This window comes from Klebsiella sp. SWET4, assembly GCF_024296565.1.
Taxonomy (GTDB): Bacteria; Pseudomonadota; Gammaproteobacteria; order Enterobacterales; family Enterobacteriaceae; genus Klebsiella; species Klebsiella variicola.
In genome coordinates this window covers 707,136-733,803 of the sequence record NZ_JANCOB010000001.1, presented here as the reverse complement: position 1 = coordinate 733,803, position 26,668 = coordinate 707,136, and the positions used below count along the sequence as shown (strand labels likewise).

The 26,668-nt window shown below is 58.9% G+C and carries 28 protein-coding genes; 14 read left to right on the top strand and 14 right to left on the bottom strand.

From position 1 onward, the window contains the following. The first annotated feature begins 33 nt into the window (after positions 1 to 33). On the top strand, positions 34 to 879 hold the full coding sequence (locus NKJ21_RS03815; RefSeq protein ID WP_239270393.1) for a LysR substrate-binding domain-containing protein: 846 nt from the start codon (positions 34 to 36) through the stop codon (positions 877 to 879). Here the strand turns inward: NKJ21_RS03815 and NKJ21_RS03810 are convergent. Further along, positions 876 to 2,033 (bottom strand): YbfB/YjiJ family MFS transporter, encoded by a 1,158-nt coding sequence (locus NKJ21_RS03810; RefSeq protein ID WP_008804936.1) that lies wholly within the window; start codon positions 2,031 to 2,033, stop codon positions 876 to 878. The two genes, NKJ21_RS03815 and NKJ21_RS03810, sit on opposite strands and share 4 nt — an antisense overlap. A gap of 208 nt (positions 2,034 to 2,241) precedes the next feature. On the opposite strand from NKJ21_RS03810, the gene NKJ21_RS03805 reads away from it, so the two are divergent. Further along, a complete protein-coding gene (locus NKJ21_RS03805) occupies positions 2,242 to 2,667 on the top strand; it encodes a VOC family protein (RefSeq protein WP_016161001.1) in 426 nt (141 codons plus the stop codon). Between the two features lie 38 nt (positions 2,668 to 2,705). Here NKJ21_RS03805 and NKJ21_RS03800 read toward each other — a convergent pair whose 3' ends face one another. Continuing rightward, positions 2,706 to 3,152, bottom strand: coding sequence for a VOC family protein (locus tag NKJ21_RS03800; RefSeq protein WP_110203701.1), 447 nt, complete (start codon positions 3,150 to 3,152; stop codon positions 2,706 to 2,708). 229 nt (positions 3,153 to 3,381) lie between these two features. Here NKJ21_RS03800 and NKJ21_RS03795 point away from each other — a divergent pair, with 229 nt between their 5' ends. The 5 genes from NKJ21_RS03795 to NKJ21_RS03775 all read left to right on the top strand — a co-directional run bounded on the left by NKJ21_RS03795 (position 3,382) and on the right by NKJ21_RS03775 (position 6,888). Beyond that, positions 3,382 to 4,569: an MFS transporter gene (locus NKJ21_RS03795; RefSeq protein WP_008804939.1), complete on the top strand. Its 1,188-nt coding sequence runs from the start codon at positions 3,382 to 3,384 to the stop codon at positions 4,567 to 4,569. 216 nt (positions 4,570 to 4,785) lie between these two features. After that, positions 4,786 to 5,076, top strand: coding sequence for a hypothetical protein (locus NKJ21_RS03790; protein ID WP_008804940.1), 291 nt, complete (start codon positions 4,786 to 4,788; stop codon positions 5,074 to 5,076). Positions 5,077 to 5,278: 202 nt separating this feature from the next. After that, entirely contained in the window at positions 5,279 to 6,040 is a 762-nt protein-coding gene (gene tam / locus NKJ21_RS03785) for a trans-aconitate 2-methyltransferase (RefSeq protein WP_039103390.1), read from the top strand. Positions 6,041 to 6,196: 156 nt separating this feature from the next. Next, a complete protein-coding gene (locus NKJ21_RS03780; RefSeq protein WP_008804942.1) occupies positions 6,197 to 6,517 on the top strand; it encodes a carboxymuconolactone decarboxylase family protein in 321 nt (106 codons plus the stop codon). Then, positions 6,508 to 6,888: a tautomerase family protein gene (locus NKJ21_RS03775; protein ID WP_087653154.1), complete on the top strand. Its 381-nt coding sequence runs from the start codon at positions 6,508 to 6,510 to the stop codon at positions 6,886 to 6,888. The genes NKJ21_RS03780 and NKJ21_RS03775 overlap by 10 nt, the downstream gene beginning before the upstream one ends. 210 nt (positions 6,889 to 7,098) lie before the next feature. On the opposite strand, the gene NKJ21_RS03770 is transcribed toward NKJ21_RS03775, so the two are convergent. The 7 genes from NKJ21_RS03770 to sad all read right to left on the bottom strand — a co-directional run bounded on the left by NKJ21_RS03770 (position 7,099) and on the right by sad (position 14,273). Then, positions 7,099 to 7,545, bottom strand: coding sequence for a GNAT family N-acetyltransferase (locus NKJ21_RS03770; protein WP_239270392.1), 447 nt, complete (start codon positions 7,543 to 7,545; stop codon positions 7,099 to 7,101). Between the two features lie 254 nt (positions 7,546 to 7,799). Next, on the bottom strand, positions 7,800 to 9,251 hold the full coding sequence (locus NKJ21_RS03765) for a tagaturonate reductase (RefSeq protein WP_239270391.1): 1,452 nt from the start codon (positions 9,249 to 9,251) through the stop codon (positions 7,800 to 7,802). 113 nt (positions 9,252 to 9,364) lie between these two features. Further along, a complete protein-coding gene (locus NKJ21_RS03760) occupies positions 9,365 to 9,895 on the bottom strand; it encodes a GNAT family N-acetyltransferase (protein WP_023322591.1) in 531 nt (176 codons plus the stop codon). Positions 9,896 to 9,972: 77 nt separating this feature from the next. Then, positions 9,973 to 11,397 carry a GGDEF domain-containing protein gene (locus NKJ21_RS03755; RefSeq protein WP_008804947.1) on the bottom strand — a complete coding sequence of 475 codons (1,425 nt, stop codon included), beginning with the start codon at positions 11,395 to 11,397 and terminating at the stop codon, positions 9,973 to 9,975. Between the two features lie 114 nt (positions 11,398 to 11,511). Continuing rightward, entirely contained in the window at positions 11,512 to 11,880 is a 369-nt protein-coding gene (locus NKJ21_RS03750) for a DUF4186 domain-containing protein (protein ID WP_016160995.1), read from the bottom strand. Beyond that, positions 11,880 to 12,827: a glutaminase B gene (gene glsB, locus NKJ21_RS03745; protein WP_022065782.1), complete on the bottom strand. Its 948-nt coding sequence runs from the start codon at positions 12,825 to 12,827 to the stop codon at positions 11,880 to 11,882. Before glsB ends, NKJ21_RS03750 begins: the two co-directional genes overlap by 1 nt. 60 nt (positions 12,828 to 12,887) lie before the next feature. Continuing rightward, entirely contained in the window at positions 12,888 to 14,273 is a 1,386-nt protein-coding gene (gene sad / locus NKJ21_RS03740; RefSeq protein ID WP_023340115.1) for a succinate-semialdehyde dehydrogenase, read from the bottom strand. A gap of 106 nt (positions 14,274 to 14,379) precedes the next feature. On the opposite strand from sad, the gene NKJ21_RS03735 reads away from it, so the two are divergent. Then, entirely contained in the window at positions 14,380 to 15,258 is an 879-nt protein-coding gene (locus NKJ21_RS03735; protein ID WP_012968263.1) for a LysR family transcriptional regulator, read from the top strand. Here the strand turns inward: NKJ21_RS03735 and NKJ21_RS03730 are convergent. Continuing rightward, positions 15,212 to 15,694 carry a GNAT family N-acetyltransferase gene (locus NKJ21_RS03730; protein ID WP_008804952.1) on the bottom strand — a complete coding sequence of 161 codons (483 nt, stop codon included), beginning with the start codon at positions 15,692 to 15,694 and terminating at the stop codon, positions 15,212 to 15,214. The genes NKJ21_RS03735 and NKJ21_RS03730 overlap by 47 nt on opposite strands. Positions 15,695 to 15,839: 145 nt before the next feature. On the opposite strand from NKJ21_RS03730, the gene NKJ21_RS03725 reads away from it, so the two are divergent. After that, positions 15,840 to 16,784 carry an L-lactate dehydrogenase gene (locus tag NKJ21_RS03725; RefSeq protein ID WP_039103378.1) on the top strand — a complete coding sequence of 315 codons (945 nt, stop codon included), beginning with the start codon at positions 15,840 to 15,842 and terminating at the stop codon, positions 16,782 to 16,784. A gap of 14 nt (positions 16,785 to 16,798) precedes the next feature. Here the strand turns inward: NKJ21_RS03725 and NKJ21_RS03720 are convergent, their stop codons facing one another. From NKJ21_RS03720 to NKJ21_RS03710, 3 genes are read right to left on the bottom strand one after another with little or no spacing between them, the layout of a single operon-like run. After that, positions 16,799 to 17,560 (bottom strand): DeoR/GlpR family DNA-binding transcription regulator, encoded by a 762-nt coding sequence (locus tag NKJ21_RS03720; protein ID WP_012968265.1) that lies wholly within the window; start codon positions 17,558 to 17,560, stop codon positions 16,799 to 16,801. A 1-nt stretch (position 17,561) separates the two neighbouring features. Beyond that, on the bottom strand, positions 17,562 to 18,548 hold the full coding sequence (locus NKJ21_RS03715; protein WP_012541770.1) for a D-threonate 4-phosphate dehydrogenase: 987 nt from the start codon (positions 18,546 to 18,548) through the stop codon (positions 17,562 to 17,564). Next, the gene (locus tag NKJ21_RS03710; RefSeq protein WP_032739888.1) at positions 18,541 to 19,776 is read right to left on the bottom strand and encodes a four-carbon acid sugar kinase family protein; all 1,236 of its coding nucleotides are present in this window, start codon (positions 19,774 to 19,776) and stop codon (positions 18,541 to 18,543) included. The genes NKJ21_RS03715 and NKJ21_RS03710 overlap by 8 nt, the downstream gene beginning before the upstream one ends. A 175-nt stretch (positions 19,777 to 19,951) precedes the next feature. On the opposite strand from NKJ21_RS03710, the gene NKJ21_RS03705 reads away from it, so the two are divergent. From NKJ21_RS03705 to NKJ21_RS03690, 4 genes are all read left to right on the top strand, one after another. Beyond that, positions 19,952 to 21,100: an iron-containing alcohol dehydrogenase gene (locus NKJ21_RS03705; protein WP_048268408.1), complete on the top strand. Its 1,149-nt coding sequence runs from the start codon at positions 19,952 to 19,954 to the stop codon at positions 21,098 to 21,100. A 13-nt stretch (positions 21,101 to 21,113) separates the two neighbouring features. After that, positions 21,114 to 21,998, top strand: coding sequence for a dihydrodipicolinate synthase family protein (locus NKJ21_RS03700; RefSeq protein ID WP_023313144.1), 885 nt, complete (start codon positions 21,114 to 21,116; stop codon positions 21,996 to 21,998). An 85-nt stretch (positions 21,999 to 22,083) separates the two neighbouring features. Then, a complete protein-coding gene (locus NKJ21_RS03695) occupies positions 22,084 to 23,034 on the top strand; it encodes a phosphoglycerate dehydrogenase (protein ID WP_023322585.1) in 951 nt (316 codons plus the stop codon). Positions 23,035 to 23,097: 63 nt separating this feature from the next. Beyond that, positions 23,098 to 24,417 carry an MFS transporter gene (locus NKJ21_RS03690; protein ID WP_032733014.1) on the top strand — a complete coding sequence of 440 codons (1,320 nt, stop codon included), beginning with the start codon at positions 23,098 to 23,100 and terminating at the stop codon, positions 24,415 to 24,417. Positions 24,418 to 24,462: 45 nt separating this feature from the next. Here the strand turns inward: NKJ21_RS03690 and NKJ21_RS03685 are convergent, their stop codons facing one another. Continuing rightward, positions 24,463 to 25,257, bottom strand: a complete 795-nt coding sequence (locus NKJ21_RS03685; protein WP_032739884.1) for a PhzF family phenazine biosynthesis protein — start codon at positions 25,255 to 25,257, stop codon at positions 24,463 to 24,465. A 201-nt stretch (positions 25,258 to 25,458) separates the two neighbouring features. On the opposite strand from NKJ21_RS03685, the gene NKJ21_RS03680 reads away from it, so the two are divergent. After that, complete coding sequence (locus NKJ21_RS03680) at positions 25,459 to 26,658, top strand: sugar transporter (RefSeq protein WP_008804962.1); 1,200 nt, start codon at positions 25,459 to 25,461, stop codon at positions 26,656 to 26,658. Positions 26,659 to 26,668 lie beyond the last annotated feature (10 nt).

The window sequence follows — 26,668 nt, the reverse complement described above, 5'->3', positions numbered from 1 at the left end:
GATCAACATCATTATCGTATTGAGAAGAAAAATATGAACCACAGCACACTAGAGATCTTCATTCAGGTGGCAGAAACGCAGAGCGTCACCCAGGCAGCAAAACGGCTGGGCCGCGCACAGTCCAATATCACGACCCGCATTCAGCAGCTGGAAGAGGAGCTTGCCGTTGAGCTCTTCGTTCGCGGCAACAAAAAAATGGTGTTGTCCCCGGCAGGCGTGCAGTTTCTCAGCTATGCCCGGCGGATCCTGAGCCTGGCGGAAGAGGCAAAGCAGGCTCTGCATCCGACAACCCCAGGCGGCAGTCTGCGTCTGGGCGCGATGGAGGCGACCGCCGCCAGCCGGCTGCCGCCGCTGCTTACCCGCTTTCAACAACGGTGCCCGCAGGTGGATATCACCCTTATCACCCAACCGACCCGCCAGTTAACCGAGGGAGTGTTAACCGCCGCCCTCGATGCCGCGCTGGTCTGCCTGCCGCCTGGGGCCGATGGTCAACCGGCCTGTCCCGCCGAGCTGGCATGCACCCCGGTGTTTTATGAAACGCTGATGCTGGTCCGTCCGCAGACCCCGGGCCCGCTGCGGTTCGCGGCATTCGCCAGCGGCTGCAGCTACCGCGCGCTGGGCGAACGCTGGCTGGCGGAGCAGCAGGCGGCCGTCGAGGTGCATGAGGTCAACTCCTATCACAGCATGCTCGCCTGCGTGGCTTCCGGACGCTACACCTGCCTGCTGCCGCAGAGCGTGCTGTCGCAGATGACGCTTCCCGAAAACTGCCTTAGCGAACCGCTGTGCGAGGCGACCACCCAGCTTATCTGGCGCAGCGGCTTGAACGCCCCCGCTCTGAGCGAGTGGCGCAAGCTGCTGCAAAGCGTGGCGATTGGCTAAGCCCGGCGTTCGGTAAAGACCAGCCCTGCGGCAATCAGCAGCGCCAGCGCCGCAGCATAGAGCGCCGGGTTAAATGAAGCCGCGATCTGATACAGCGCGCCGGCGATAAGCGGCCCGGCAATCTGTCCCACGCCGTACAGTGCAGTCATCGCGGCAATCATATTGAAGCTCACCTGATGGCTGAGACTTTTCGCCTTCGGTAGCGCAATGGTGACGGTGCCCATAAAGGTAAAGCCCACCAATAGCGCGCTTAGCACGCAAAACAGCAGTGAAGCGCTGCAGGCTGGAAGGATCACGCCAAGCGCCTGGACGATCAGGTTGCGGGTCAGCGCCTGCCGGTACCCCCACTTTAGCACCAGCTTATGCCAGATAAGGCAGGACGGCGCGGCCGCCAGACCAAACAGCGCCCACAGATGGACCGGGTCAACGCTCTGCAGTGAACCGGACAGAAACAACGGCAGATAAGTGGCGGTGATGATATAGCCGAAGCCCGCCAGGCCGTAAACCATCAATAGTCGCCACGCCGCGCGACGCGTATCGCTCCCGGCCTCAGGCAAGGAGGTCTCAACATGGGAAACCCTCACCAGTGCAGCCGGCGGAGTCAGCAGCCAACGGATCGCCAGCGCCAGCAGCAGACCGGCGCATAATGCGCAGAGCAGCCAGATCTGCTGGCTGGTGAGGCTCAGGGCATGTCCAAGGGCGATCCCCTCCGCAGAGATAAATATCCCCAGCCCCACCCCGGCATACAGCAACGGCGCCCCGTGATGATGGCCCATATGTTCCAGCAGCCACAGCGAACCGGCAATCAGCGTTATCGCGCTCAGCGCGCCGGCGACGGCGCGCAGCGCAATAATGGTCCACGGCGAGCTCACCCAGGCCAGCAGCGCCAGGCTGGCGATGGTCAACCCGGCGGAGATAATGCTCAGTCGGCTGGCGGCCCCAGGCTGCACCCGCGCCAGCAGCAACGCGCCGACCAGATAACCAGCGTAATTGGCCGACGCGGCGAGATTGCCCTGGTGCAGGGTCAACAGACCTTCATTAAGCATCAGCGGCAGCACGCCGGTGAAGGCAAAGCGCCCGTAGCCCATGCCGATCATCAGTACTATCGACCCAGCCAGTGCCAGCCATATGGCCTGGCGCGATCTGTTATTCATCCACCACCTCACAATGATTCTCATATTAAGAACAATAGTATTTTATAATTCTTTTTTTATTATGATTAAGAGAGAATGTCGGCGCAAGGCGGACGTTAATCCGCTATGGTATTGACAGAGAGAAAATGGCGCCCGGGCACGTCTTAACACACGCCGGGCCGATTTACCGGTACAGTATCAACTTGAGCTTTTGCTTACGGGAGCCATTATGTTGTTCAGCCATATGCGTATTGCCAGACCGGTCAGTGAACTGGACGCCACCGCCAGCATGTATTGCGCCGGGCTGGGGCTTCAGCAACTCGGCAGCTTTACCGATCATGAAGGATTCAGCGGGATTATGCTCGGCGCGCCCGACGCGGGCTGGCATCTGGAATTCACCCACTGTCGCCACCATCCCGTCACTCCCTCGCCAGGAGATGAAGATTTGCTGGTGCTGTATTACCCACAGCAGGCGGAATGGCAAGCACAGTGCGCCGCCATGGACGCCGCCGGCTTTCTGCGGGTCACGGCGTTTAACCCTTACTGGGAAGTCAATGGCGTCACTTTCGTCGACCGCGACGGCTATCGCACCGTGTTGCAAAACCGCGCCTGGGGAGAAGTACGAAGCGCTTCCGATCACGAGGAGAATCAATAACCTCTCCTGTGTGTCCTGCACCGCGTCCGGCGCGGGCGCTATGGCTCTTCCGCCCGCAGCCACGGCGTCACCGTGAGCCCGGCCAGCAGCCCTTCCGGACTGAGCAATCGGGTGACCGTCTGTCCCCACGGTTCGTCGCACGCCGCGACGAGCAGGCGGTATCCCCGCTGCTGCAGCCGCGCCGTCGCCGCAGTAAGGTCGCGGACCTCAAACTCAATCCATGCCTGCGGCACCGGCTCCGTCTCCGGCCACTGGTCCTGACCAAAGCAGGACTGCGCCGCCTGCGCCAGCGGCCACAGCGCGAAATGTTTCACCCCGCCGATGGCATCCTGCTCGCTGAGGAGATACGCCTCGTTACCCGGCATCGGCTTTAGCGGCAAACCCAACGCCTGACAATAGAAGTCACGGCTTTGCGACGTGCTGCGGGTGATGGGACCGAAGCCCGCAATGAACAAAACGTCAATATCAGCGAAATCGTGGGACATGTTCTCTCCTGAACGCGGCGGTAAGCTAACGCCATCATGCCCGTACGCAGGCGCCAGCGGCAAACCCGATTAATGGCGGGCGCATTCACAACATCATCGACGGTACAGACCGTTGCGCCCCTTCGTACAGACGGCGACTTCATCGGTGACAGATAAAACGCCCTCGCGACTCGCCAGCGTCCTCGCGGCGCGCTATGCTAAACATCCCTTGTATTAATCACTTATCCCTATGAGCACTTCCGTCAGCACCACGCAACTCAATTTGCGCATCATTTCGATCGTTGTCTTCACCTGTATCTGCTATCTCTCCATCGGCCTGCCGCTGGCCGTACTGCCGGGATACATTCACTATCAGCTGGGCTACAGCACCTTTGTCGCCGGGATTGTGATCAGCCTGCAATACATCTCAACGCTGATCAGTCGACCGCACGCCGGGCGCTATACCGATATCTGGGGCCCGAAAAAAGTGGTCAGTCTCGGGATCATCTGCTGTTTGCTGAGCGGTGCATTCACCCTGCTGGCGGTGCTTTTGCAGGCGACGCCGATGCTGGCCATCGCCGCGCTGCTGGCGGGCCGGGTGTTTCTTGGTGTCGGCGAGAGCTTTACCGCGACCGGCGCCACGCTCTGGGGGATCAAAACCGTCGGCGCGATCCATACCTCGCGGGTGATCTCCTGGAATGGCGTGGCGACCTATGTCGCCATGGCGATCGGGGCGCCGCTGGGGGTCACTCTTAACCACTATTTCGGCATTAGCGGATTTGCCACGGTGGTGGTGGTGGTGGCCGCCATCGGCCTGCTGTTCGCCCGCACCCGCCAGGATGTCAGCGTGACTGCCGGTGTCAGAGCGCCCTTTCACGCAGTGGTACGAAAAATTTGGCCTTATGGCCTGGGGCTGGCCTTTGGTACCGTTGGCTTCGGCGTTATCGCCACCTTCATCACCCTCTATTTTGCGGCGCACAGCTGGCAGGGCGCGGCGTTTACTCTCTCCCTGTTCAGCGTCGGCTTTATCTGCGTCCGCCTGGTGCTGGGAAATACCATTACCCGCTATGGCGGGGTCCCGGTCTCGCTGGTCTGCTTTGTGATCGAGTGTCTCGGCCTGCTGCTGATCTGGCTGGCGCCGTCAGCCTGGGTGGCTGGCGTCGGCGCCTTTCTCACCGGCTCGGGTTTTTCCCTGGTCTTCCCGGCGCTAGGGGTCGAGGCAGTCAAACAGGTGGAAGAGCAAAACCAGGGGACCGCCCTCGGCACCTACTCGGCGTTTCTTGACCTGGCGCTGGGACTCACCGGGCCGCTGGCCGGATGGGTCGCCGGCTTCTACGACCTCGCCACGCTATATCTGTTGGCGGCGATTGTCGTGGTGTTCGCTTTCCTGCTCATTTTACGCGTCCAGCGACAACAGCGAGCCGTCTCAGGAACGTAGTCAGCCCTGGCCCGCGGATCGCCGCGGGCAAAAAACGAATCGGCAATTGACGACGATTCGGCTTCCATGCCAACATCCTCCTCAGCGTCTGACAACAGATGCAAGGACGGTAGCGGAGAACAACAGAGATCGCACAACGATCCAGCCCGGCGCCGTAGTCCAATCCGAATCACTGACCCACACGGTGAATTCCTGATTCTGGCGGGAAACACAGACATGCACCAAAGTTTTAATCAGCGCGTTCATTTCTATTACTGCGTCCTGGTCGCGCTGAAGATGCACGGAAAGTCGAAAAAATCGGGCGGTATCAGAGGAAAGAATAACTTTCTGCTGAAATGGCTGCGCCGGGCGCAGGATAACAACATCTTCCCGCCCGATATCACCAGCGAAATTGAATGGCTGCGAGGTAAAATCATTCAGGCCGGTTACGACACCGATCTCGAACCGATGCTGGATTTTGTTTACGCCACCGCCAGCCGCGCTGAAGCGCTCAAGAACGCCGAATAAGTCACTGCGCCCGCAACGGGCGCAGTGACTGTCCATCCCACCGCCTCCCTGAGCGTACCGACCAGACGCGAAAACCCCACTGATGTTTATTCTTTTTGTGACACTGTCACGAAGTGGGTTACCGCTGGTAACATTCGGCGGCTGACAGGCTGCCAGTAGCGTTCTATGCTTTGCCCAGTCTTCCCTCACACAGGACCGCGCTATGGCTGACTGGAACCCTTCTTTGTATCTGCAATTTGACGCTGAACGTACCCGCCCCGCGGCCGACCTGCTCTCGCGTATTGCCCATCTGCAGGTTGAGCACGTTGTCGACCTTGGCTGCGGGCCGGGAAACAGCACCCGCCTGCTGCGCGCCGCCTGGCCGCTGGCGGCAATCACCGGTATCGATAACTCCCCGGCCATGCTGGCTCAGGCGGCACAGGCCTTACCCGACTGTGAGTTCATGGACGCCGATATTGCCCGCTGGCGGCCTGCGCAACCGGTAGACGTGATCTATGCGAACGCCTCTCTGCAGTGGCTGGCGGATCATGAGACGCTGTTTCCACATCTGGTGGCGCAGCTGGCAGTCAACGGGACGCTGGCCGCGCAAATGCCGGATAACTGGCAGGAACCTTCGCATACTCTGATGCGCCAGGTCGCCGACGAGCAGGGATTACCGGACCGCGGGCGCCAGCCCTTACTCCCGCCGGACGCCTGGTATGACATGCTGACCCGTCAGGGTTGTGAAGTTGATATCTGGCGCACCACCTATTTTCATCCCCTCGCTTCCCATCAGGCGATAAGCGACTGGTTGCAGGGGACCGGATTGCGTCCCTATCTGGCCGGCCTGGACGAGCAGTCCAGAAACGCATTTCTGACACGCTATGTCGAACTACTGGCCGAACACTATCCGTTACAGTGTAACGGAAAGGTGCTCCTGCGATTCCCCAGGTTGTTTATCGTGGCGCGAAAAATCGACGTCTAACCGGAATGAGCTCGTAAGCGTGGTAATGGGTATGGAAAACAGGGCGAAAAATCGTCCTGCTTATCAGGATGAAACATCCTGAACATTGCGATATTCAACCTCTTTCCCGGCATGCGACAGTGATTGCCATCTCAACACCCAATAACGGGAGTCACTGTGGAAAATAGCGCTGTTAATCGCAACACCCTGGCCGCCATTGCGCCAAAACTGGCCGAACTGACCGAAACGGTACTGTTTGGTGATATCTGGGCTCGCCGCGATCTGTCGCCCCGCGAACGGAGCCTGATCACCCTTTCAGCCCTGACGGCGCTGGGTAAAACCCAGCAGCTGCCGTGGCATATCGCTCTCGGCTATCAAAATGGCCTGAGCCAGGCCGAAATCGTCGAGCTGTTCACCCACCTGGCGTTCTATGCCGGCTGGCCAGCGGCGGCCAGCGCCCTGACCTGTCTGAATGAGCAGGAGACACCATGCCCCTGACCCGCATATCGCTTGGCACGGCCTGGCGTCCCACGGAGTTTGCTCAATTGTCGGCGCTCTTTCATGAGTGTCTGGTGGCAGAGTTCGACGTGCCGTCAGCAGATAAATTTCAGTTTATCGAGCAGGCCGCCGACGAGCAGCGCATTTACGACCCGAACTACCTCAGCGACGGACGCAGCGCCCGCTTCGTGCTGTTTCATATTTTCGCCGGTAAACCGCGCAGCCGGGCGCAGAAACAGGGGCTTTATCGTCGGCTCTGCGCGCGGTTAGACGATGAGATGGCGGTCAGCCCGCAGGACGTGATGGTGGTTATCCAGTTTAACCAGCGGGAGGACTGGAGTTTTAGCGCAGGGAAGATGGTGGATGAATAACGCCGGCGGCGCCGCATGAGGCGCCGCGTTTCAGCACGATATCTTTGCTACCAGGCGAGATGATGCACCAGTGAGAGATCCCAGGCCGTAGCCAATAGTGAAAGAAACATAATCAGATTGACCACTGTGTCGAGACGTTTTTCCATCGTTGCTTCTCCTGAGCCGGTTTCCCCTGTTATAGCGGGAAAAGCTTAACAACCTCTTACCGCTTCAGGACCCAAGCGTGATCCTGTAGCGCACATAATCGTCAGCCGGGGTAAACTCATCATACAGATGACGGGCGGGATTATCACGGCGCGTATGCCAGTACAACCGTGACCAGCCTTTGTCTGCCCCTTCGGTTTGCAGCGACTTAATGATTGTTCTGGCAATGCCTTGTCCACGGAAGGCAGGATCGACAAACAGATCCTCCAGATAGCAGATTGGCGTGGTGACCCAGGTTCCCTCGTGAAGAATGCAGATGGCGAACCCCACCACCGTATCATCGACCACAGCCACCCTGCCCAGCACCGGGGAGTTCATGTCCAGCATTCGCTGCCAGGTGCATTCGGTCACCTCTTCCGGCTGCGGGCTGCCGTAGAAGCGGGTATAGCCTTCCCAGAAATTAAGCCATTCGGCTTTGTCGTGCGGCCGTATTTCCCGGATATCGATGACCATGCGAGTTTCCTTACAGATGAATGAATTAGCCTGCGAACATTGGCAGGGAAAATGGGTTCGAACCATTATTTTCCTGCACAGGCATATGTTCAAGCGGCTTAGCGGCAATTCTCTCCCTGAAGGGGCGATTTGGCACTAAAAGGTTTTTTTCGCAGCGGAGTAACAGACCGGCTTGTTAACTATGATAAAAAGTATGTTGTAACTAACGAGGTAGCTTTAAAACCCGGCCGCAGCCGGGTGAATGACGTCCGCTATCAGCACAAAGGCTGTACAGCATCGCGCATACCGCGGGACAGGATAGCATCGAGGTCGGCAGTCACCTGCTCCACCAGACCCGGGATCTGGCTCAAGTCCTGTTCCCAATGAGCCTCTACGCTGAGTACCGCAGTCACCAGCTCGCGGGTGCTCATCTGGCGATCCCGATGCCGGACCCACAGCGTCTGATATCGCGTCAACCATTCGGCGTCATCCTGTACCGGATAGCGTTCACCCTCCCGCTCTCCCCGGTAAAAGGCGATCAGTGCTGCCAGGGCAAAAGTCAGCCGCGGCGGCAGTTGCCCACTCTTTTGCTGCCCTGCCAGCAGTTGCGGCAGAATGCGAGTGCGGTATTTGGTCATGCCGTTGAGCGCAATCGAGAGCAGCTGATGTTTAATATACGGGTTACGGAAGCGCCCGGTCACGGCGCTGGCAAATGACTCAAGCTCATCGCGCGGCAGATCCAGCACCGGAATAATCTCGTCATAAATCGCTTTTTCGACAAACGCGCAAATCTCCGCATCGTTCATCGCCTCACCCACGGTGTCGATCCCGGCCAGGAAGGCCACCGGCACCAGCGCGGTATGCGCCCCGTTGAGGATCGCCACTTTGCGCTCTTTATACGGCTTGATATCGTCCACAATGCGCACATTCAGCGGCAGTTTATCGAGACGCAGCTCGGCCGCCAGCGAGGCAGGCCCCTGGATCACAAACAGGTAGAAATGCTCGGCGGTATCAAGGAAGGCATCTTTATAGCCAGTCTGTGCCTCAAGGGCCGCCACTTCATCACGCGGATAGCCGGTTACGATGCGATCCACCAGCGTTGAACAGAAGGTGTTCGCTGAGGTCAGCCAGCGGATAAAGGCCTGCGGCAGCTGCCACTCAGCAGCATAGCGCAGCACCAGCGCCTGCAGCGCCTCGCCGTTATAATCGATCAGTTCGCAGGGAATAATCACCCATCCCTTGTCGGCCGCACCGGCGAAATGCTGGTAGCGTTCAAACAGCAGACGCGTCAGTTTCGCCGGATAGCTGACCGGCGGCGCGTCGTCAAAACGATCCCCGGCATGGTAGCTGATGCCCGCCTCAGTGGTATTGGAGAAGACAAACCGCATCTCCGGGTTATGCGCCAGACGTAAAAAAGCGTCGAAGTCAGCGTAAGCGCTGATCTCCCGGTTGACCGAGCGGATCAGGCGCGCGTCGCTCACCGCCTCACCCTGCTCGTTCAGACCGCGAATAATGGTGGTGTAAAGGCCGTCCTGGGTGCTCAGTGAAGGCGGGAAATCCGTCGCAATAGGACGGACGACCACGATGCCCGCATTCAGGTCGGTATGCTCGTTGAGGAGATCTATCTGCCAGTCAACGAATGCGCGCAGGAAATTGCCTTCACCAAACTGGATGATACGGTCAGGGTACTGCGCGCCGGGGAAATCACGACGGTTTAATGTTTTCACAATGGGTTCCCTCTAATAGTAGTCATACAACCTGAGTAATTGGTCCAATAAGTTATCAGGTTTTTCTACCAGTGAAACCCCGTTTTGATCAAAGCATTCTGCAATAGCGACCGTCAGGGCAAAAACTTATAGAACAGTGAGGTGGCGGTCATCTCTCCGTCAGGCATCAGCGCATAGCGCGGGATTTCCCCCACTTTTTCCCAGCCACAGCGGACATAGAACTGCTCCGCCCCGCTACCGGCTGCCGTGTCCAGCACCAACACCGTCTTCCCTTCCTGTCGGGCAACATGCTCTAGCTCGCTCATCAGCGCGTTGGCAATCCCCTGGCGACGGGCATTTTGGTGAACCAAAAGTTTGGCGACATCCGCACGATGGGGCTGGTTTTCCGGTTGGCGGGTAATAAGTTGCACGGTACCGACGGGCCTTTCATCCGCGTCGAGGGCCGCCAGCACGATGCGCTCGCCGGCCGCCACGCTGTCGGCGGTCTGTTGCCAGAAAGTGGTGGCCGTGTGCGCGCTAAAGGGCAGCATAAAACTTACCGAGGCGCCGCCGTTGACGCAGCTTGCCAGGATATCGCTTAATGCCGGGAGGTGATGCAGAATATCGTCACGCGACAGCGTGCGCAGTGAAAAGGATGTGGTCATGGAAGCTCCCTGTAATTGACCACATCACTATGTTTTTAACCAAAAATTAACACAAGCGGATTCCGTATAGGATTTTCTTATGGTGCGCTTTCGGTTAGCGCTGGCATACAGATGCGATTGCGACCGGTCTGTTTGGCTTTGACCATCTCCTCGTCAGCCGCCATCAGCAATTGGTTAAACAGCTCCGTGATGCGAGCGTGCCCCACCTCGCGCGTCTCCAGCCCCATGCTGATGGTCAGGTGGATTGGATTCTGCCCCAGGCCGAAGGGTTGCGACTCCACCCCATGGCGGATTTTTTCCGCCAGTAAATAGCCCTGCTGGGTACTGTCGACGACCGCCGCCACCGCAAACTCTTCACCGCCAATGCGGGCAACCATCCCCTGCTCGTCCACCAGCTGCCGAACCTGTTGGGCAAACTGAGTCAATACGCAATCGCCGCCTTCATGGCCCAGAGCATCATTCACCCGTTTGAAGCCATCGATATCCAGCACCATCACCGTCAGCAGCTTATCGGCGGGCAACGCCTGACGCTTCAGCGCCTCGCTCAGTCCGGAACGGGAATACACCCGGGTCTGAAAATCAAAATCGGCGCGCAGGGCCAGCTGTTTCACCAGCGTGTTAATCGCTTCGACACTGGAAGCGACAATGACCGGGCTAATAAGCATAGCGGCAATGCCGAGGCGGGTGGAGAACAGCTGCCACGGCTGCATTCGCGCATCCGGCGAAAAGTGAATTAACGAGTTGGCGACCAGCAATATCTCGCTGATGCCGGTGAGAAAGGTTAACAGGCAGGTCAGCGGCAGCGGATAACGAACGGCGCACCAGATCAGGGCCGGCAACGGGAAGGTAATGCTGCCGGCGCCGCCCACCGCCACGCCGAGGGCTATCGACAGCACCAGCGCCAGCGCGGGCAGCAGTTGGCGAAAACGAAAACCGCTTAATGCCGAAGGCAACGTCAGGGTCAGAATAAACGGCAGGATCAGCACCGCTGTCGAGAACTGTTCGCTAAACCAGTCTGCCAGTTGGGGAATAAAGGTGGCGCGTTCAACATCCACCGACCCCAGGGCGCCGACGGCGGCGCACAATAAGGCGGCAAACAGGCAAAAACAGAATAAATTAAGCGCATTAATCGGGCCGGGCATGGAGTCGGCGCGTCGCTTATCCCACAGCACCAGCTGCGCCAGCACCACAATAAAGACAATATTGGAGAAATTAATCAGCAATGAGGCAAAGCCCATCCCCCAGCGCGAAGTGAGTCCGTCATAAACCAGCATTGCCGCAAAACAGACGGCATAAAAATAGCTGCGATTAAGCCAGACATAGCGCGCAAAGATCCCGGCCATCACGGCATTGAGCGGCCAGAAGAATGAGAGCTCCTGCACCAGGCGCAGCATAGCCCCCAGAAAATGCAGTAGTAGCGTTAACGTGAATAATACCAGTGCGTCGCGCACGGGCTGCTCTTCACGAAACAGCGTAAATGACCGAATCGACAGTGAAGACATTCAGTAATTATCCGTCTAATTGTTTCAGGCAATTATTATGTTAATAATTAGTTAGCGGATTATCATAACATGAGAATATTTATCAGGCATACTCCGGCGCCGATCAAATGCAGATTACCGCACAGACGGGCCGTTCATCTGCAGCACCAGCCAGTGATGGATCACCTGCACCACATAGCGCTGCTCCTGCTCGCTCAGCGCGCGGCCGTGGGGAATGGCGTGCCATTTTTCCAGACAGCCGCGGCAGCAGGTGGCGGTCGCATGCTGGGCGATAAATACCGGATGGCCGCGCATCGGCGTCTGCTTACCGTCGTTCATCGGTTCGGCGGGCGCCAGCCGCTGGCGGATAAAATCCCCAGCGTGCTGGTCGATGATCTCCGGCCCCTTATCAAGACAGTATTGCCGCTCTTTGACCCCGAGTCGAAAGCGTGAACGAAACGTCGAGCGCGCCAGACGGGCAAACAACCGATCCTGCTCAACCATCAGAACACCGACCTCCCCATCCGCTGAGTCAGTTTTTCCAGCAGCGCCACGCCGGCCAGCGAGTTCCCGGCGTCATCAAGCTCCGGGCTCCACACGGCGATCGCCATCTCCTGCGGCACAATCGCCACAATTCCGCCGCCGACGCCCGATTTCGCCGGCAGGCCAACGCGCCAGGCGAATTCGCCGGCGTTCTGGTACATGCCGCTGGTCATCATCAGGGCATTCACCTGACGGGACTGAATGGGCGCGATAACCGGTGCCTCCAGGTGCGGGGCGATACCGCGATCGGCGAGGAACAGGAAGGTTCGCGCCAGCTCAACGCAGCTCATCTCCAGCGAACAGTAGTGGAAATAGTTCTGCAGCACGGTGGCGACGTCGTTATGGAAGTTACCGAAGGATTTCATCAGCCAGGCGATGGCGGCGTTGCGCGCCGAATGCTCGAACTCAGAGCGGGCCACCACCGGATCGTAGGCGATATCGGCCACGCCGCTCAGGCGGCGGACAATCTCCAGCATCCGCTGACGCGGGGCGCTGAGCCGGCTCTGCAGCATGTCGCAGACCACCAGCGCCCCGGCGTTGATAAACGGGTTTCGCGGTTTGCCCTGCTCGATCTCCAGCTGCAAAAGGGAGTTAAAGGGCTGGCCGGAGGGATCTTTGCCCACCCGCTGCCAGATCTCCTCTTCCTGATAGTGGTTCATGGCCACCACCAGGCTCAATACCTTGGAGATAGATTGGATGGAAAAACGTTCATGCGCATCGCCGGCGGCGAAGTGCTGCCCGTCTACCGTACTGATCGCAATGCCAAGCTTATCGCCGCTGACGCTGGCCAGCGCCGGAATGTAATCCGCCACTTTACCGCGGCCAATCAGCGGCCTGATTTCTGCCAGAATGGCTTCCAGCATTGCGTTATTGATCACCGCCGCCACATGCAGCTCCTTGCCCACCATCGAAATTTGGTGGGCGAGTATAGCAGACGTGGACGACGGTCGTCAGGGGGCTAACGTTGATTAGCGACGGTCTTTCCAGACGGTCTGCGCATTACAGAACTCGTGCAGACCAAAATGTGACAGCTCGCGACCAAAACCACTCTTCTTCACGCCGCCGAAGGCCACGCGGGCGTCGCTGGCGCAGTAGCCGTTGAGGAAGACGCCGCCGCACTCCAGCTCGCGGGCGAAGCGCTGGGCCTGCGCCTCGTCGGTGGTATAGACCGTTGCAGACAAACCAAACTCGCTGTCGTTGGCGAGGGCCAGCGCATGGTCAGCGTCGCGAGCGGTGGTCAGGGTTGCTACCGGACCAAACAGCTCCTGACGAAAACCGGTCATCCCGGCGGTGACATTGCCCAGCACCGTTGGCGCATAGTAGTTGCCCGCCCCTTCGATTTTTTCCGCGCCCAGCAGCAGAGTTGCCCCTTCATCAAGGGTCGCGGTCACCTGCTGGTGCAGTTCATCGCGCAGGTCGAAACGCGCCATCGGTCCGACGTAGTTTTGCTCATCGCGCGGGTCGCCCATCTTCAGCGCCGCCACGGCGTCGACGAATTTGCGGGTGAAGGCCTCGGCAATACCGGCTTCGAGGATGAAGCGTTTCGACGCGGCGCACACCTGGCCGCTGTTCTGATAGCGGCCGGTGACGGCGGCCTTTACCGCCTCATCCAGGTCGGCATCGTTGAGCACGATAAAGGGATCGGAGCCACCCAGCTCAAGCACGCATTTCTTCAGCGCCGCCCCCGCCTGGGCGCCAATCGCCTTGCCGGCGCGGACGCTGCCGGTGACGGTCACCGCCGCGATGCGGTCATCATTGATGATCTGCGAAACGCCGTCATTGGTGGCGTTCACCCAACCGAACACGCCATCCGGCAGGCCGGCGGCGGCAAAAATCTCGCCCAGCAGGCGGGCGCTGCCCATCACGTTCGGGGCATGCTTCAGCAGGTAGCTGTTGCCGGCCAGCAGGATCGGCACCGCGCCGCGCAGCACCTGCCAGACCGGGAAGTTCCACGGCATGACCGCCAGAATGGCGCCCAGCGGACGATACTCAATCACCGCCTGGTTATTTTCCACCTGGGTGGCTTCCGTCGCCAGCATCGCCGGGCCGTGCTCGGCGTACCAGTCGCAGAGGTTGGCGGATTTCGCCACCTCGCCGCGCGCCTGAGCGATCGGCTTGCCCATCTCGAGGGTGATCATCTGGGCCACCTCTTCCCCGCGGGCGCGCAGCGCGGCCCCGATGCGGCGCAGCGCATCAGCGCGCTCGGCGAGCGGCGTCTGACGCCACTGGCGATAGCCTGCCGCGGCGAGAGCGATAGCCGCATCGACCTCGCGTTCGCTGGCCCAGGGCAGCGAGGAGACCACCTCACCGGTAGTCGGGTTGACGGAAACCGCGTGCGTTGCAGATAAATTCATCGTTATTCTCTCTCTCGTTGCTTGCGAAGTAACCGTATTCTGGCTTACCTTTCCATTCATTGAAAATGAATAATATTAAGCAACGCATTCACAAAAGAAGAATAGTATGGACCTGACTCAGCTAGAGATGTTTAACGCTGTCGCCACCACCGGCAGTATTACCCAGGCGGCCCAGAAAGTGCATCGCGTGCCGTCCAACCTCACCACCCGCATCCGCCAGCTGGAGGCAGACCTCGGCGTTGAGCTGTTTATCCGCGAGAACCAGCGCCTGCGCCTCTCGCCTGCGGGACACAGCTTTTTGCGCTACAGCCAGCAGATCCTCGCCCTGGTGGACGAGGCGCGGATGGTGGTGGCGGGCGACGAACCCCAGGGGCTGTTTTCTCTTGGTTCGCTGGAGAGCACCGCGGCGGTACGGATCCCCACCACCCTGGCCCACTTTAATCAGCGCTACCCGAAAATTCACCTGGCGCTCTCCACCGGCCCTTCCGGGACGATGATCGACGGCGTGCTGGAGGGCGCCCTGAGCGCCGCGTTCGTTGACGGCCCGCTGGTGCATCCGGGTCTGGAGGGGCTGCCGGTGTTCCCGGAAGAGATGATGATCGTCGCCCCGTACGGCCACGCGCCCATCGCCCGCGCCAGCGAAGTGAACGGGGCCAACGTTTACGCCTTTCGCGCCAACTGCTCCTACCGCCGGCATTTTGAGAGCTGGTTCCATGCCGACAGAGCAACCCCGGGCAGGATCCACGAGATGGAGTCTTACCATGGGATGCTGGCCTGCGTGATCGCCGGCGCGGGCTTGGCGTTGATCCCGCGCAGTATGCTGGAGAGTATGCCCGGTCATCAGCAGGTTTCCGCTTGGCCGCTGGCCGAAGAGTGGCGCTGGTTAACCACCTGGCTGGTGTGGCGCCGGGGCGCCAAAACCCGCCAGCTGGAGGCGTTTATAGCGCTGCTGAACGAAGATCGGCAAACAGCGGTTTCTCCATAAACACGCTGAGCGGATCGGGCTGATACGGCGCAAACGCGCAGCGGGTCTGGTAGCCGTTGCGCGTGTAGAGGGTGATGGCCGCATGCTGATGGATACCGGTTTCAAGCCGCAGCGTATGACAGTCACGCTGACGCGCTTTCGCTTCCAGGGCCGCCAGCAGCTTTTCTCCCAGCTGCTGTCCGCGGTGCTGCGGATCGATATAGACCCGCTTCATCTCGCCAAAACCTTCCTCACTGAGCACGATAGCCCCGCAGCCAACGGCCTCGCCCTGCGCGCTGCGGATGACCAGGGCGATCACCGTCTGCGGCGGCAGCTGGCTGAGGTCCAGCAAATGGTTGCTCTCTGCCGGATAGAGTGTCTCCTGCCAGGCATCGAGAGCGGCAATCAGGGCGGTAAATTCAGCGTCGGTGGGGGCGATGTCGGTAACGGTATACATAGGTGAACTCCTTTTTTTACGCCACTGTAGCGCGCCCTCGGCCCGTTTCCGCCATAGCATTAACTTATATTGCTGCCCACCTCTTGCGCTAACTCGCTGAAACACAGTAATTTTATCCCCTGCCGTTCGTACTTGAGATCTGAATATGCACACCAAAGCCCGTAAAGTGATGATTATTGGCGCCGGCAATGTCGGCGCGTCGGCGGCCTACGCCCTGCTCAACCAGAGCATTTGCGAGGAGCTGATCCTCGTCGACCTTAACCAACAGCGCGCCGAGGCCCATGCTCAGGATCTCAGCGATGCCGCGGCCTATCTGCCGGGGATGATGACCATCTCCACCCGGGAAGCCAGCGACTGCGCTGATGTCGATATCGCGGTGATCACCGTTTCCGGCGGTGCGCTGCGCCCCGGTCAGAGTCGGCTGGATGAACTGACCACGACGGCGAAGATTGTGAAAAGTATTGTGCCGACGATGATGGCCAACGGGTTTAACGGCATCTTTCTGGTGGCCACCAACCCCTGCGACATCATCACCTGGCAGGTATGGCAGCTCTCTGGCCTGCCGCGCAGTCAGGTGCTGGGCACCGGGGTCTGGCTGGATACCACCCGCCTGCGTCGCCTGCTGGCGCAGGAGCTGGATATTGGCGCCCAGAGCATCGACGCCTTTATCCTCGGCGAGCATGGCGATACCCAGTTTCCGGTATGGTCACACTCCTCGGTGTATGGCTCGCCGATCGCCGACCTCTATCAGCAACGTACCGGCCGGCCGCTCGACCGCGAGGCAATGGCCGAAAAAGTACGAAAACTGGGGTTTGAGATCTACGCGGGTAAAGGCTGCACCGAATATGGCGTGGCAGGCACCATCGCCGAGATCTGCCGCAATATCTTCACCGGCAGCCACCGCGCGCTGGCGGTCTCCTGCATTCTTGACGGTGAATACGGGGTCAGCGGCGCGGCGGCTGGGGTGCCGGCGGTGCTGGCCCAGGGTGGCGTGGAGCAGATTATTGAACTGCAGCTGGCCGCCGAGGAGCAGGCGAAGTTCAGTCAGTCGATAGCGGTGATCAAGGCCAATATCGCCCGTCTGCCCTGACGGCAGCCTGCAAGTCAGTCAGCAATGATCAGCTGTGGGGAAAGGGTCACCAGCGCCTCGCGGGTCGCCTCCGGCAGATGGGCGTCGGTGACGATATCGGTCAACGACTCCAGCGGGGCAATATTGAACAGTGACCAGGCGCCGTATTTGGAGCTGTCCGCCAGCAGGATGCGCCGCCGGGCATTAGCCATCAGATCACGTTTCAGGGCAGCCTTCTCCTCCGTCGGGGCGGTGATCCCCTTCTCGAGGTCCCAGCCGTTGCAACTGACGAAGGCAAGGTCCGGCCAGATGGTCTGCAGCAGGCGGCGGCCGTGATCGCCGATGCACGACTGGCTGCTGTCATCGATGCGCCCACCGATAATCGTCACTTCTATCTGCTTAAATTCTGACAAAAACAGCGCGATATGTAAATCGCTGGTGATCACCCGCAGCGGCAGATGGGTGATCTGCCGCGCCAGCTCAATCATGGTGGTGCCGGCGTCAAGCACAATCGCGTCGCCGGCCTTCACCAGCGCGGCCGCCGCGCTGGCGATAGCCTGCTTTTCCAGCGGACTGCGCTGGGCTTTCTCCAGCGTCGTCGGCTGGGAAGGAATAAACCGGTTCAGCGTCACCCCGCCATGTGTACGGCTGATCACCCCTTCCTGATCGAGTTTGATCAGGTCGCGACGAATGGTGGCCGGCGAAGCGTTGGTCGCCGCCACCAGCTGGTCGACTGTCACCAGATTATGGCTTTTCAGGAAGTCCATAATCTGCTCTAACCGGTTATATCCCTTCATGTTATTCCTGCGCGATGTGCATGGCGAGCTCAATGGAGGTTGCCATGCTCTCAGACTTCGCTTTACCTGTCCAGGCAATATCAAACGCGGTGCCATGATCCGCTGAGGTACGGATAAACGGCAGCCCGGCGGTGATATTCACCCCATCATAGAACCCGAGCAGCTTCAGCGGGATATGCCCCTGATCGTGGTACATCGCCACCACCATGTCGTACATACCTTCGTGACACTGCATAAACACCGTGTCCGGTGGACAGGGGCCGGTGACCTCTATCCCCTGCGCCTGCATGGCGGCGACCGCCGGGGCGACGATGCGGATCTCTTCATCGCCAAACAGGCCGTTCTCCCCGGCGTGCGGGTTAACGCCGGCAACCGCAATGCGCGGACGCTGATAGCCGACCCGGCGCAAAAACCGATCCGCTACGCCAATCACCGTCTCGATTCGCGGCTGGTTGAGGGTATCGAGGAACTGGCGCAGGGCGATATGGGTGGTGATATGGATAACCTTGAGCTTCTCGGTATAGAGCACCATGGCGTAATCGGTGGTCTGCGTCAGGTGGGCCAGCAGTTCGGTATGGCCGGGGAAAGCGTGCCCGGCGAGATGCAGCGCCTCTTTATTTAGCGGCGCGGTAGCGATGGCCGCGACCGCGCCGTCCAGCGCCAGCGCGGTCGCCCGCCTGATGCAGCGAAACGCGAGGTCCCCTGCCTGGGCCTGAACTTCGCCAGGGCGCAGCCCCTGCGGGTCGCTGAGCGGTTCATCAATAACGTTGATGGTCGCTGGGGAAAAACTCGCCTCGGCGGGATGGTCAATGATGCGCAGCTCCGCCCGCGGCGTAATATTCAGCGCCAGGATCCGCCGCAGCGTCTGCGCGCAGCCCACCACCACCACCGGCGCGCCGCTCAGCGCCCCTTCGGCGAGGGATTTGATAATAATCTCCGGACCAATCCCTGCCGGGTCGCCCATTGTCACTGCAATCATGTTAGACACTCAGTTTCTCCTCAATAAAATTCACAACATTTAACAGCGTAGTGTCGGTGCCGAATCCCCCTGCTTTGGTCATCACTGGCCGCGACCAGCGACCGCCGAGAAAGTGCCCGTAAGGCACACACTGCGCCACCCGCCCACGGATCTGAAATCCGGTGGCGCCGAGCGCGTGCGCGACGGCGATGGCCACATCGCCGCCAGAGAGGTACAGGGCGCCCGGTGGGCACAGCGCCACCGCCTGCGCCGTGACGTCGGCAAGCCAGGCGCAGATGTGCTCCCCGTAGGCCGCGCGGGTGAGGCCATGTTCGCGGCACTGGGCTTCTATCCCGTGCCGGGCGGCGTTATTCGGGCGGGTGGTCACCACGCAGTGATGACCCTCACGCAGCACTTCGGCGATCCGCGAGGCTTCCTCCTTCGGCGATCTGCTAAAGGCCTGTTCGACATCTATTTCGATCTTTCTCACTCGGGAATGAGCCTGCAGCGCAGCGACCTGGCGCTGCGCCATCTCGCTCATCGAACCAACCAGCGCCAGCAGCGGCCCCTGCTCGCAGCGGCGCAGGCGGCGCGCCAGCGCCTCGCAAAGTCCCGCCGAGCCGACCAGCAGGGTCTCCCGCGCATGGGGCGCAACGGCGTCGATCACCTGGTCCAGATGGCTGTCTTCCCAGGCGTCGACAATCAACACTCGCTTCTCCTCGCCCGCGGTCGCTAATGCCGCCGGAAGCCGGGCAGCGTTCAACGTCAGACAGGGAAGACGGCTCTGCATGGCGATAATTTCGCTAATCTCCGCCCGGCTCACGGGCGTTTTCGGATCGCTGGCAAATTCGGTCTGATCGAGGGCCACCCCATGCACATAGCAGCGCCCGTCCCGGGTATGCCGCCCGGCCGCCGGATACGCCGGGGCCACCACCGCCAGCCGGCAGCCGTGCGCCGCCATCATTGCCTCCAGTTCGCCGCCAAGGTTGCCGCGCAGCGTGGAGTCGATCTTCTTTACCTGCCAGTGCGGGACAAATCTTGCCGCGCCGCGCAGCAGACCGGTGACCTTGTCCGCCGCGGCGGCGGCGCTCATTGCCCGGCTGTCGCTGTTGAGAATTAACGCCCGGGCGGTTGATGGTTGCCCGGCGCTGAAGGCCACTTCCACCGACATGCCCGCCTCAGCGAGGCTGACACCGGCGTCATTGGCTCCCGTAAAGTCATCTGCCAGCACCAGCACCTGGTTATTACCATCGTTCATTGTTCTGCCTTGTGGTCGATGAAAATCTGAAACTGATTATATTCAATCATATTTGATTAAATGTGAGCAAGCTCAAGTTATTAAACTGCCGTATAAATTATAACTTTTCCCCACCAGACGAGTGACACGATTCATGAATGATTGAATTCAATCAATTACTACCAAGGAGAAACGCGTGGCGACGATACACAGCACAATCATCAGCGGGGCGGGCGCCTCAACGGCCCTGCTCCCGCTGTTGTCAGGTAAAACCCGCATCCTGCTGGTGACCGACCAGAACGTTGGCGCGCTGGAAGCGACCCGGGCGATCCATCGCCTGCTGGCGGCCGAAGGGCGTCAGGTTGAGGTCATTGACACAGTACCGGCAGAGCCCAGCCATCACGATGTGGCGCAGATTGTCAGCCAACTGGGCGCCAGTCAGCCCCAGATGATCGTGGGCATCGGCGGGGGGAGCGTGCTGGATGTGGCGAAACTGCTCTCGGTGCTCCTGCATCCTGAGGCGCCTTCTCTGACGGCCCTGCTGGCAGGCGAGTTGCCGCAACGACGGATTAGCTCATTGTTGATCCCGGCCACCGCCGGCACCGGCTCCGAAGCGACGCCGAACGCCATTCTGGCGATCCCCGAGCAGCAGACCAAAGTGGGGATCATCTCCCCGGTGCTGCTGCCGGACTATGTCGCCCTGCTGCCGGAGCTGACCACCAGCATGCCAGCCAGCATCGCGGCGTCGACCGGTATCGATGCCCTGTGTCATCTGCTGGAGTGCTTTACCTCCACCGTCGCCAATCCGGTGAGCGACAACGCGGCGTTAATCGGTTTACACAAGCTGGTGCGGCATATCGAACGCTCGGTGGATCAGCCGCAGGATCTGACGGCGAAGCTGGAGATGCTCTGGGCCTCGTGGTACGGCGGCGCGGCGATCAACCATGCCGGCACCCATCTGGTACATGCGCTCTCCTATCCGCTTGGCGGTACCTGGCACCTGCCGCACGGGGTGGCTAACGCCATTCTGCTGGCGCCCTGCATGCGGGTGGTCCGCCCCTACGCGGTGGCAAAATTCGCTCAGGTCTGGGATCTGATCCCCGACGCAGATCGCACGCTCAGTGAGGAAGAGAAATCCCATGCGCTGGTCGCGTGGCTGGCGGCGCTGGTGAAACGACTGCCCCTGCCGGACAACCTGGCCGCGCTCGGCGTGCCCAGGGAGAGCATCCCTGCTCTCAGCGCAGCGGCGCAAAACGTCAAGCGCCTGATGAACAACGCCCCCTGCAGCGTCAGCCGCGAAGAGATTGCGGCTATCTATCAAACGCTGTTTCCAGAACATGCCTAACAGGAGAAAGAAAATGAGGAGAGCCATTAGCGGCGTACTCACCGCCATCGTCACCCCCTTTACCGCCGAGGGAGCCCTTAACCTGCCAGCGCTACGCCAGCAGGTGCAGCGCCAGCTCGCCGCAGGCAACGGGATTTTCTGCGGCGGCACCAATGGCGAGTTTTTTGTCCTCAATGAGGAGGAGAAGATCGCCGTCGCCAGAACCTGCGTGGAAGAAGCCGCCGGACGCGCGCCGGTGGTAGCGCATATCGGGGAGATTTCCACCCGTGAGACTCGCCGGCTGGGCCAGCAGATCGCCCGCCTCGGGGTTGACGCGGTATCGGCCATTACCCCGTGGTTCGTACCCTTGAAGCAGGAAGAGCTGATTAACCACTATACGGCGATCGCCGACGCGCTGAGCGTCCCGCTTTTTCTTTATAACATTCCCGCCCGCACCGGGAACACCATTGCTCCGGAGACGGCACGCCAGCTGGCCCGACACGAGAATATCGTCGGCATTAAGGACAGCGCCGGCAGCTACGACAGCCTGAAAGGCTTTCTTGACGCGGTACGCGACATTGACGGTTTCGACGTTCTGAACGGGCCGGACTCCCTTATCCATCAGGGGTATGTCGACGGCTGTTCGGCCTGCATCTCAGGGCTTGCCAACGTCGCCCCCGCTGAAATCAACGCGATCTGGTCGCTGTTTCACGCCGGAGATATCGCCGGATCGCGCCAGGCGCAGGAGCGCGTGACGGGCCTGCGCACCGATCTGTATAAGGTGGCGTTCTCACCCGCGGCAGTGAAAAAAGCCCTGCAACTGATGGGTCATGAGGTGGGCGACAGCCGCTACGCGGTGCAGTTCAGTGACCAACAGCTGCAGCAGATTAAAAATATCATTAATACCTACCTTCACTAATTTACGTATCCGCCCCGGCCATCACTGGCTGGGGCAAGGTCTTGTATTTGCGACGCTCATTGTCGCCAGTAAACAGGAAACGGTTATGAAAGTAATTTGCACCTCGCCCTCATTCGCCAAATACGACGACGCGCCCATTTCGGCACTGAAAGAGGCCGATCTGGAACTGGTCATGCTGCCTGCCGATGCCTCTATAGAGATGCTGGCTCAGCATCTGCCTGATACCATAGCGATGATTGTCGCCTTTACCGACATCAATGAATCTCTGCTGGAAAAAGCTCCCAGGCTTAAAATTGTCTGCAAACACGGCGTTGGTGTGGATAACATCGATCTTAACGCGACACGTCAGCGCAATATTTTTGTCACTAACGTTCCGGATGCCAATAAGCATGCGGTGGCCGATTTTGCTTTTGGTTTAATTCTCAATACTGCCCGCCAGATTTCTCAGGCAATCAGTGAAACGAAAGCAGGCAACTGGCCTCGTATTTTTGCCACTGATGTTTATGGCAAAACCCTGGGGATCGTCGGTTTAGGCCATATCGGCAAGGAAGTGGCGCGACGTGCGCGCGGATTCAATATGCGAGTGCTGGCCACCGACGCCTGGCCGGACAGAGAATTTGCTCAGGAGCATCAGGTTGAATATGTTTCACTGGATACCCTGACGGCGCAAAGTGATTTTATTAGTCTGCATACGCCGTTAACCCCGGAAACTGAAAATATGTTTAATGCCGCCCGGCTACAGCAGATGAAATCAGGGGCAATCCTCATTAATGTTTCCAGAGGCGGTATCGTTGATGAACAAGCGTTGTATGAAGCACTGAAATCAGGACACCTCTCCGGAGCCGCAGCTGACGTTTTTCTCGAGGAGCCGTGCGCTAAGCACCCTTTGTTTACCCTGGCAAATTTTGCGCCAACATCTCACATTGCTGGATATACGGATGGTGCAATAAGCAATATCAGCGCGCGCTGCGTCAACAATATTATTACCTGCGTCTGTCGCGGTGAACGACCTGAAAACATTATGAATTCGCTGTAAATAACGAGGTGGGAAGCACGTCATTCCCACCAATATATCGAACATCTACTCAGAGCCGAATATATGAACACGACAGCTAACACTACTCGTATTCGCTGGTGGATAGCCGGATTAATGTGGTTGGCTATTGCCATTAACTATATCGACCGGACAGTATTATCTGCCGCCGCCCCTCATTTAATTGATGAACTGAAGCTCGACCCCGAAATGATGGGGTTTATCATGGCTGCTTTTTTTTGGTCATATTCGTTATTACAGATCCCCGCGGGGTGGTTCGCCGATCGTTTTGGACAGAAAAAAGGTCTTGGTCTAGCCGTTGCCTGGTGGTCAATCGCCACCTCGATGATGGGGGTTGCCACGGGATTTAAATCACTTCTCGCCTTGCGTCTGGCTTTAGGTGTTGGCGAGGCCGCCGCCTACCCCAGCAACGCAGGGATCGCCGCACGCTGGTTTCCGGACAAAGAGCGCGCGACGGTATCCGGCCTGTTCGACAGCGCGTCTAAATTTGGCGGTGCCGTTGCCATGCCGCTTATCGTCTGGATGATCTACACCTTTGACTGGCGACTGACCTTTCTGATCATCGGCAGTGTGGGCATTTTATGGGTTATCGCCTGGTATTTTATCTATGCTGAAAACCCAGAAGAACATAAACGCATCAGTCCTTCGGAAGTGCGGATTATTCGCGATGGCCAAAAACAACATCACGGCGACAAAACCGTATTGCCAATGAAATGGTATAAGCTCTTGCGTTATCGTAACATTTGGGCAATGTGCATCGGCTTTTTCACCATCAATTATACGTCCTATTTTTTCATTACCTGGCTTCCCACTTACCTGGTAAAAGAGAAAGGTATGGATTTTATTAAAATGGGGATGGTAGCCGCTCTGCCTTTATTATGTGGAATGGTGATTGAAGTTTTTGCTGGCTGGGCCTCAGATCGCCTGGTACATAAGAAAATACTGTCTCTAACAGCGACCCGTAAACTGTTTTTGACCATCGGCTTACTCATGGCACTTTGCATCGGTTTTGCACCATTTACCGACTCGGTTTTCATGACCGTTTTTCTCTTGTGTGTTGCCAAATCAGGCACTACGGTAGCCGCATCACAGGTTTGGGCCTTACCGGGTGATGTCGCCCCTAAAAACAGCGTCTCAATTGTCGCTGGGCTGCAAAATACAGTTTCGAATATGGGAGGAGCGGTAGGACCTATCATTACCGGGGCGATCGTTGCTGCGACAGGATCATTCAACTGGGCACTGATTTTCTCGGCCATTCTGGTGGTTATCGGGATAATCAACTACCTGTTCCTGATGGGTAAAATCGAACCTATCAATGACAAAGGAGAAAAAGCCTCCGTCCTGAGTACCGCAGAACAACATTAAAAACCATCCGCCCGGTAGAGGATGCCACCGGGCGTAAACACAATGTTACCCTCGCAGGTAAACCGTTCCGCGCAGATAGGTGGTGGCCTGGCCGCTAATCAGCACCCTGTCGCCCTGCCACTGGCAGCGCAGGTCGCCGCCGCGGGCGGAGACCTGGCGCGCCATCATGGTGGTTTTCCCCAGCTTTTCGCCCCACCAGGGGATCAGCATGCTGTGGGCGGAGCCGGTCACCGGATCCTCTGGCACCCCTTCTCCCGGGCAGAAGAAGCGGCTGACAAAGTCATACTCCTCATCCGGCGCGCTGACGCAGATCATTTTGCCGAGCTTCTGCAGACGTGCCATATCGGTCTGCACCGCTTCAACCTGCTGGCGATCCGCCAGCACGACCAGATAATCACGCCCTTCCCGCACCTCGACGGCAGACTCAAGCCCCAGTCCGGCCAGCAGGTCCGCCGGCGGGTTGTCCACCGGGGTGGTCGACCACGCCGGGAAGTCGAGCGTCAGCCAGTCGCCGCTGCGGGTCACCCGCAGTTCACCGACAAAACGGGTGCTGAAGGTAATCGTCGCCGAGGGATGGTCAAGATACTCGAAAATAACATGCGCCGTCGCCAGGGTGGCGTGGCCGCAGAGGTTGATCTCGCCCAGCGTGGTAAACCAGCGCAGCTCATAGCCTTCGTCGGTGTGGACGAAAAACGCCGTTTCGGACTGGTTATGCTGTTGGGCCATTTTCAGCAATACATCGTCCGCTAACCACTCGCTGAGCGGGCAAACGGCCGCGGCATTACCGCCAAAGTTTTTATCGCTGAAGGCATCGACCAGATAAAATTGAATTTCCTGCATACACTGTCCTTACTTTTTTTACTTTCCTTCAACATGACATAAAAGCGCTCCCCTGACACTATCCATAGCAAAATTAATTGCTTAACCGCGGCCAGCCACTTGCAGCGAAATGAGATGCAGATCACAAAATGATTGTCTTTTCGCCAGTAATCGTTTTAAGATCACCGTCACATCTTCCCTTGAATCACCCGTCCAGAGCTTATGACTACGAATACGGTCTCACGCAAGGTAGCGTGGCTACGTGTCGTGACGTTGGCCATCGCCGCGTTTATTTTTAACACCACAGAATTCGCCCCTGTCGGTCTGCTGTCCGATATTGCCGGCAGCTTCGGCATGGAAACCGCCCAGGTGGGCATGATGCTCACCATTTATGCGTGGGTGGTGGCGCTGATGTCGCTGCCGTTTATGCTGCTGACCAGCAAAATGGAGCGCCGGCGGCTGCTCATCGGCCTGTTTATTCTGTTTATTGCCAGCCACGTTCTGTCGTTTTTTGCGTGGAGTTTTGACGTCCTGGTGATTAGCCGCATTGGCATCGCTTTTGCGCATGCGGTTTTCTGGTCGATTACCTCAGCGCTGGCCATCCGTATGGCGCCGCCTGGCAAACGGGCGCAGGCGCTGAGCCTGATCGCCACCGGTACAGCCCTGGCGATGGTGTTCGGTATTCCGATTGGCCGCATCATCGGCCAGTATTTTGGCTGGCGAATGACCTTCCTGGCGATTGGTCTGGGTGCGTTAGCCACCCTTGCCTGTCTGGTAAAACTACTGCCGACGCTACCGAGCGAACATTCTGGCTCGCTGAAAAGCCTGCCGGTGCTGTTCCGCCGCCCGGCGCTGGTCAGCGTTTATATTCTGACCGTGGTGGTGGTGACCGCCCACTATACCGCCTACAGCTATATCGAGCCCTTTGTCCAGACGGTGGCGGGCCTGAGCGGCAACTTTGCTACCGTGCTGCTGTTGATCCTCGGCGGGGCCGGTATTATCGGCAGCATTCTGTTCGGTAAGCTCGGCAACCAGCACGCTTCCGGGCTGATTAGCATCGCTATCGGCCTGCTGCTGGCCTGCCTGCTGTTGCTCCTGCCTGCCTCGGACAATGCACATCATCTGATGCTGCTCAGTATCTTCTGGGGCGTGGCGATCATGATTATCGGCCTCGGTATGCAGGTAAAAGTGCTGGCTTCCGCGCCGGATGCCACCGACGTCGCCATGTCCCTGTTCTCGGGCATCTTTAATATTGGTATTGGCGCTGGCGCGCTGGTGGGCAGCCAGGTGAGTCTGCATTTGTCGATGGCTTCCATCGGCTACATCGGTGCCATCCCGGCGCTGGCCGCGCTGGTATGGTCTCTGATGATCTTCCGCCGCTGGCCGGTATCGCTGGAAGACCATCAACCGCACCACTCCTGAGTTACCGCGA

Bases quoted from the DNA above. Each gene is read 5' to 3' on its own strand.
- NKJ21_RS03760 (WP_023322591.1), bottom strand. From the start codon at position 9,895: ATGACCACATCCTTTTCACTGCGCACGCTGTCGCGTGACGATATTCTG.
- NKJ21_RS03810 (WP_008804936.1), bottom strand. From the start codon at position 2,033: ATGAATAACAGATCGCGCCAGGCCATATGGCTGGCACTGGCTGGGTCG.
- NKJ21_RS03680 (WP_008804962.1), top strand. From the start codon at position 25,459: ATGACTACGAATACGGTCTCACGCAAGGTAGCGTGGCTACGTGTCGTG.
- NKJ21_RS03735 (WP_012968263.1), top strand. From the start codon at position 14,380: ATGGACCTGACTCAGCTAGAGATGTTTAACGCTGTCGCCACCACCGGC.
- NKJ21_RS03685 (WP_032739884.1), bottom strand. From the start codon at position 25,257: ATGCAGGAAATTCAATTTTATCTGGTCGATGCCTTCAGCGATAAAAAC.
- NKJ21_RS03730 (WP_008804952.1), bottom strand. From the start codon at position 15,694: ATGTATACCGTTACCGACATCGCCCCCACCGACGCTGAATTTACCGCC.
- NKJ21_RS03690 (WP_032733014.1), top strand. From the start codon at position 23,098: ATGAACACGACAGCTAACACTACTCGTATTCGCTGGTGGATAGCCGGA.
- NKJ21_RS03790 (WP_008804940.1), top strand. From the start codon at position 4,786: ATGCACCAAAGTTTTAATCAGCGCGTTCATTTCTATTACTGCGTCCTG.
- NKJ21_RS03750 (WP_016160995.1), bottom strand. From the start codon at position 11,880: ATGGTTGAGCAGGATCGGTTGTTTGCCCGTCTGGCGCGCTCGACGTTT.
- NKJ21_RS03775 (WP_087653154.1), top strand. From the start codon at position 6,508: ATGCCCCTGACCCGCATATCGCTTGGCACGGCCTGGCGTCCCACGGAG.
- glsB (WP_022065782.1), bottom strand. From the start codon at position 12,827: ATGGTGGGCAAGGAGCTGCATGTGGCGGCGGTGATCAATAACGCAATG.
- NKJ21_RS03720 (WP_012968265.1), bottom strand. From the start codon at position 17,560: ATGAAGGGATATAACCGGTTAGAGCAGATTATGGACTTCCTGAAAAGC.
- NKJ21_RS03815 (WP_239270393.1), top strand. From the start codon at position 34: ATGAACCACAGCACACTAGAGATCTTCATTCAGGTGGCAGAAACGCAG.
- NKJ21_RS03795 (WP_008804939.1), top strand. From the start codon at position 3,382: ATGAGCACTTCCGTCAGCACCACGCAACTCAATTTGCGCATCATTTCG.
- NKJ21_RS03725 (WP_039103378.1), top strand. From the start codon at position 15,840: ATGCACACCAAAGCCCGTAAAGTGATGATTATTGGCGCCGGCAATGTC.
- NKJ21_RS03710 (WP_032739888.1), bottom strand. From the start codon at position 19,776: ATGAACGATGGTAATAACCAGGTGCTGGTGCTGGCAGATGACTTTACG.
- NKJ21_RS03700 (WP_023313144.1), top strand. From the start codon at position 21,114: ATGAGGAGAGCCATTAGCGGCGTACTCACCGCCATCGTCACCCCCTTT.
- NKJ21_RS03805 (WP_016161001.1), top strand. From the start codon at position 2,242: ATGTTGTTCAGCCATATGCGTATTGCCAGACCGGTCAGTGAACTGGAC.
- NKJ21_RS03695 (WP_023322585.1), top strand. From the start codon at position 22,084: ATGAAAGTAATTTGCACCTCGCCCTCATTCGCCAAATACGACGACGCG.
- NKJ21_RS03770 (WP_239270392.1), bottom strand. From the start codon at position 7,545: ATGGTCATCGATATCCGGGAAATACGGCCGCACGACAAAGCCGAATGG.
- NKJ21_RS03755 (WP_008804947.1), bottom strand. From the start codon at position 11,397: ATGTCTTCACTGTCGATTCGGTCATTTACGCTGTTTCGTGAAGAGCAG.
- NKJ21_RS03800 (WP_110203701.1), bottom strand. From the start codon at position 3,152: ATGTCCCACGATTTCGCTGATATTGACGTTTTGTTCATTGCGGGCTTC.
- sad (WP_023340115.1), bottom strand. From the start codon at position 14,273: ATGAATTTATCTGCAACGCACGCGGTTTCCGTCAACCCGACTACCGGT.
- tam (WP_039103390.1), top strand. From the start codon at position 5,279: ATGGCTGACTGGAACCCTTCTTTGTATCTGCAATTTGACGCTGAACGT.